This window comes from Streptomyces sp. P5F9 (genome assembly GCF_057961495.1).
This window is the reverse complement of record NZ_JBXVPZ010000561.1, coordinates 1-5,764: the sequence shown is the minus strand read 5'-3', so window position 1 is coordinate 5,764 and position 5,764 is coordinate 1. Positions and strand designations below refer to the sequence as shown.

Below are 5,764 nucleotides of genomic sequence, written 5' to 3'. Positions count from 1 at the left end.
CCCAAGGACAACAAACAAACCCGGCGCCGAGAAGTCCCCCGTGACTTCTCGGCGCCGGGCCTGCCCCCGTTCCCCCGTTCCCCCGTTGGGCAGTGGCTCGGTCGGCTACTCCGTGGCGATCGCGTTCAGGACGTTCATCCGTCCCGCCCGGAACGCCGGGATCAAGGCGGCGAACAGTCCCACGAACGCCGATCCGATGAAGACCGCGATGATCGTGCCCCAGGGGATCTCCAGGACCTTCAGCCCCTCAAGGGCGAGCAGCTGCTGGGCGGTCGCGCCCCAGCCCATCCCGAGCCCCAGGCCGAGCAGCGCTCCGAAGAGGGCGATCACGACCGACTCCATGCGGATCATCCGGCGGAGCTGCCGGCGGGACATGCCGATCGCTCGCATGAGGCCGATCTCCCGGGTCCGCTCGACGACCGACAGGGCGAGGGTGTTCACGACACCCAGGACCGCCACGATGATCGCGAGGGCGAGCAGGCCGTAGACCATGTTGAGGAGCTGGCCGATCTGGTCCTTCAGTTCCTGCTTGTAGTCGGTCTGGTCGCGCACCTGGTACTGCGGGTAGGGGGCCATGGCCTTCTTCAGGGCCGCGTACGCCTGCTTCTCCTGGCCGTCCTTGGCCTTGGCGAACATGATCTCGTTCGGCGGGACCTTGTTCGCGGGGAGGTACTTCTGCATGGTCGCGATGCTCGTGTAGCGCGCGCCCTGGTCGATGGCCACGTCGTCGTCCGTGATCGCCGCGACCTTCAGCTTCGCCGTCTCGCCGCCCTTGAAGGCGACGTTGATCGTGTCGCCGACGTGGACGCCGTGCTTCTTGGCGTACTTGGACCCGACTGACATCGCGTTGGTGCCGTAGGCGGCGGACAGGTCGCCGGCCGTGGTGGCGCGGCGCAGGTCCTGGGCGTAGGACGGGTCGGCGGCGGTGATGCCGTCGGTGTCCTTCTGGCCGTCGGGCGAGGTGAGGGTGGCGTCGATGTCCTTGTAGCGGGTGACGTGGACGAGGTCCGGCGACTTCTCCATCGCCTTCTCCGCCTGCGGCACGATCCGCTGGTTGCCCTGGACGATGAAGTCGGCGCCGACGGACTTGTCGAGTTCACTCGTGGCCGAGGCCACCATCGACGAACCGACCACCGAGAGGCAGGCGACCAGCGCGAGGCCGATCATCAGGGCCGCACCCGTAGCACCCGTACGCCTGGGGTTGCGGAGCGCGTTGCGTTCGGCCAGGCGCCCCACCGGCCCGAAGGCCCGCAGGAGTACGACGCTGATGACCCGTACGACCCCGTTGGCGAGCAGCGGGCCGATGATGACGAAGCCGATCAGGGACAGTACGACACCCGCCCCCAGTACCAGCGAACCGTCCGTCGCCTTCTTGGCGGTGGCCGCCGCGAACAGGGCGGCGACACCTGCGCCGGTCAGGACCAGTCCGATCAGACCGCGCACCCAGCCGGCCTTGCCGTCGGCCGGTGTACCGGCGTCGCGCAGCGCGGCCATCGGGGAGACCTTGCCGGCCCGGCGGGCCGGGAGGTAGGCGGCGAGGATGGTGACGATCACGCCGAGGAGCAGGCCGAGCACCGGGGTGGTCCACTTCACCGTCAGGTCCCGGGTCGACAGGTCCATGCCCGCCGCGCTCATCAGCTTCATCAGGCCTACGGCGATCCCGACACCGGCGCCGACACCGAGGATCGAGCCGACGATCCCGAGCAGGGTCGCCTCGACCAGCACCGAGCGGTTGACCTGTCCGCGGGACGAGCCGACCGCCCTCATCAGGCCTATTTCGCGGGTCCGTTGGGCGACCAGCATCGAGAAGGTGTTGATGATCAGGAAGATGCCCACCAGGAACGCGATCCCGGCGAAGCCGAGCATGGCGTACTTGATGACGTTCATGAACTGGCCGACGCCCTTGCGGTTCTCGTCGGCGTTCTCCTTGGCGGTCTGGATCTTGTACGTGCCCGACGAGGCGAGGGTCTGTGCCACGTTCTGCTTGAGCTGAGTGTCCGTCACACCGCTCGCGGCGGTGACGCCGAGCTGGGTGAACCGGCCGGTGGCGCCCAGGAGTTCACGCTGCGCGGTGGCGGTGTCGAAGTAGACGACGGCCGCACCGGGGTTGGTCACCTTGAAGGTGGCGATGCCGACGATCCGCGCGGTGAAGTCACCGGTCTGCGAGATCGTGCGCAGCGAGTCGCCCAGCTTCAGGTGGTGCTTGTCGGCGGTGTCGGCGTCGACCATCGTCTCGGTCGGGCCGCGCGGGGCGTGGCCGGAGGTGATCTCCATCGAACGCAGGTCGTTCTTCGTCCAGTTGCCCGCGATGGTGGGCGCGCCGGTCGAGGACCCCATGTTCTTGTTGGCGCTGTTCACGACGGTCACGTTCATCGAACTGACCGCGCCCTCGACGGACTTGACGCCCTGGGCCTTCGCCACCTGCGCGACCGTGGAGGCCGGCAGCGACTCGGGCAGTCCGTTCTGCGGGGTGCTGCCGTCGCTCTTGGCCGCCTTTGGCATGACCGTCACGTCGGACGCGGTGGCCGCGAAGAGCTTGTCGAACGTCGTGTTCATCGTGTCGGTGAACACCAGCGTGCCGCACACGAAGGCCACCGACAGCAGTACGGCTATCGCGGAGAGCGCCATCCGCCCTTTGTGCGCGAAGAAGTTGCGCATCGAGGTCTTCATGACAGTCATGAGGTACGCCCCCGCGCGTCGAAGTCCTTCATGCGGTCGAGGACGGCGTCCGCGGTCGGCTTGAACATCTCGTCGACGATCCGGCCGTCCGCGAGATACAGGACGCGGTCCGCGTACGAGGCGGCCACCGGGTCGTGGGTGACGATCACGATGGTCTGGCCCAGGTCGTCCACGGACCGGCGCAGGAAGCCCAACACCTCTGCTCCCGCACGGGAGTCGAGGTTTCCGGTCGGCTCGTCACCGAAGATGATCTCGGGGCGGGCCGCCAACGCCCTTGCCACGGCGACGCGTTGCTGCTGACCGCCGGAGAGCTGGTTGGGCCGGTGCTTGAGCCGGCTGGAGAGCCCGACCGTCTCCACGACCTGCGCCAGCCACCCCTTGTCGGGCTTGCGGCCGGCTATGTCCATGGGGAGGGTGATGTTCTCCAGCGCGTTCAGCGTCGGCAGCAGGTTGTACGCCTGGAAGATGAAGCCGATCCGGTCCCGGCGCAGTTGGGTGAGCTTCTTGTCCTTGAGGCCGGTGATCTCGGTCTCGTCCAGGTAGATCTGCCCGGAGGTCACGGTGTCGAGTCCGGCGAGGCAGTGCATGAGCGTGGACTTGCCGGACCCCGAGGGGCCCATGATCGCGGTGAACTGGCCGCGGGCGATGTCCACGTCGACATGGTCGAGGGCGACGACGCGGGTCTCCCCGGCCCCGTACGCCTTGACGACCTGCCGCGCTCGCGCGGCAACGGCCGTACGCCCTCCAGTGCCCCCGTGCCTGGGAATGGTCACAGCCGATGTCACGGTATGTCTCCTAAGTCGGTCGGCGGCAGAGCGTGCCGGTGCCCGGTCGATGCGTTTCAACTGGTTACGACGATGATTCTGTCGGCGGGAGGGGGTCCGGCGCGCTGGTGCTCAGCGCAGTCTTTCCCGGGGGAAAACCCCACCCTCCTGGGTTCGGCCTGCCGCCCCCCAGCGGCATAAAGCCAGGTTAAGGACGACCTCCCGCCCTTCTCCTCCTCCGCCGGGACGAACCCTCCCCGGGCCGTAGTACGGAGAGACCCCTAGGGGCTCTCCACCGACGGGTGGAGCCGTTCTCGGGGTTCGGTCCACCCCCCGGCCCGCTCAGCTTTCACCCTGCCGCTACGTGAGGCTCAAGTGAGAAGCTGGTGCGCGGCAGATAGATGCAAGGGGAAAGGATTCCTGTGGACCAGGGGGACAGGGACAGCGACACCGAGATACGAACCGAGGCGGCCGAGCAGCCCACGCCGACGCCTCCCGACCAACTCACGCCGACGCCTCCCGAGCAGCTCCCGCCGGCCCCTCCCGGCCTGCGCAAGCGCGCGGTCGTCGCGGCGCTCATGCTCGCGATGGCCCTGGCCGCCCTCGACTCCACCATCGTCTCGACCGCCGTACCGCAGATCGTCGGTGACCTCGGCGGCTTCTCCGTCTTCTCCTGGCTGTTCTCCGGCTATCTGCTGGCCGTGACGGTCACCCTGCCCGTCTACGGCAAGCTCTCCGACACCTTCGGCCGCAAGCCGGTGCTGATCGTCGGGGCGGCGGTCTTCCTCGCCGGTTCGCTGCTGTGCGCGGTGGCCTGGAACATGGGCGCGCTGATCGCGTTCCGGGTCGTACAGGGCCTGGGCGGCGGGGCGTTGCAGGGCACGGTCCAGACACTCGCCGCCGATCTGTACCCGTTGAAGGAACGCCCGAAGATCCAGTCGAAGTTGTCCACGGTGTGGGCGGTGTCGGCGGTCGCGGGCCCGGGTGTGGGCGGACTGCTCGCCGCGTACGCGGGCTGGCGGTGGATCTTCCTCGTCAACCTCCCTGTCGGGGCAGTGGCGTTGTGGCTGATCGTCCGCCACCTCCACGAACCGGAACGCGCCCGCGCCTCCCGCCCCGGCATCGACTGGGCGGGCGCGCTGGCCGTGTTCGCGTGCGGAGGCGTGCTGATCACGGCGCTGGTGCAGGGCGGGGTCGCGTGGGACTGGCTCTCGGCACCCTCAATGGCCTTGTTCGGTACGGGACTTGCGCTGGCCGGAGTGGTGGTCGCGATCGAACGGCGGGCGGCCGAGCCCATCATCCCGGGGTGGGTGTGGCGGCGCCGTACGATCGCGGCCGTCAATCTGGCCCTGGGCGCACTGGGGTTGCTGATGGTTGCACCGAGTGTGTTCCTGCCTACGTATGCGCAATCCGTGCTCGGGCTGGCACCCGTGGCGGCCGGATTCGTGCTGTCCGTCTGGACGTTGAGCTGGCCGGTGTCGGCCGCGCTGAGCCAGCACGTGTACCGGCGGATCGGTTTCCGCAACACGGCGATGCTCGGGATCGGGACGGCGACGCTGATCCTGTTCGCGTTCCCGTTCCTGCCGTATCCGGGCGCGGCCTGGCAGCCGATGGTGCTGATGCTGCTGCTCGGCGCGGCCCTCGGACTCTTCCAACTCCCGCTGATCGTCGGGGTGCAGTCGACGGTCGGATGGGAGGAGCGGGGCGTGACGACCGCGTCCGTCCTCTTCTGCCGCCAGACCGGCCAGACGATCGGCGCGTCCGTCTTCGGGGCGGTCGCCAACGGGGTGCTGGCGTCCCGGCTGGGCGGCGCGAGCGACCTGGACTCGGTCACGCGCGGCCTCGACGGTGGCGCGGTCCCCGAGGCGACCCGGCGGGCGATCGCGGACGCGGTGCACGCGGTGTACATCGGCGCGGGGTGCGCGGCGGCGGTGGCCTTCCTGGTGCTGCTGTTCCTGGCACCGCGACGGTTCCCGGTCCTCAAGGAGCAGTGAGCGGGCCCGAGTTGGGCAGTCCCGGAAACACCCGAGGTCAGCGGGTGTTGACGCGGCGGCGCCTACCGACCGCCCAGTTCGGCGAAAACCACCCACACCACCTAACCGGCGAGTAACGTGCGTGGCTCGCGCCGCCCACTCCCTGCGGTCCGCCGCCACGGACCCGAGCCTCGCAAGGAGCACGGGATGTCCCACGACCCGTACCCTCCGCATGATTCGCACCGCCCGGATGATGTGCATTCGTCACCCGCCCCGTACACCCCGTACGACCCTGACGCCGCCCCGTACACCCCGTACGACCCGGACTCCGTCCCCTACGCGTACGAC

3 protein-coding genes are annotated in these 5,764 nt (G+C 68.9%); 1 reads left to right on the top strand and 2 read right to left on the bottom strand.

The window, feature by feature from the left end:
- Window positions 1–105 precede the first annotated feature (105 nt).
- Both AC31A1_RS45510 and AC31A1_RS45505 read right to left on the bottom strand, forming a co-directional pair.
- Entirely contained in the window at window positions 106–2,679 is a 2,574-nt protein-coding gene (locus AC31A1_RS45510; RefSeq protein WP_489658947.1) for an ABC transporter permease, read from the bottom strand.
- Window positions 2,676–3,464, bottom strand: a complete 789-nt coding sequence (locus tag AC31A1_RS45505) for an ABC transporter ATP-binding protein (RefSeq protein ID WP_489658946.1) — start codon at window positions 3,462–3,464, stop codon at window positions 2,676–2,678. Before AC31A1_RS45505 ends, AC31A1_RS45510 begins: the two co-directional genes overlap by 4 nt.
- Window positions 3,465–3,865: 401 nt before the next feature.
- Between AC31A1_RS45505 and AC31A1_RS45500 the strand changes: the two genes are divergently transcribed.
- Window positions 3,866–5,437, top strand: a complete 1,572-nt coding sequence (locus AC31A1_RS45500) for an MFS transporter (protein ID WP_489658945.1) — start codon at window positions 3,866–3,868, stop codon at window positions 5,435–5,437.
- Window positions 5,438–5,764 lie beyond the last annotated feature (327 nt).

Coding starts and splice junctions, on each gene's coding strand:
- AC31A1_RS45510 (WP_489658947.1), bottom strand. CDS start 2,679: ATGACTGTCATGAAGACCTCGATGCGCAACTTCTTCGCGCACAAAGGG.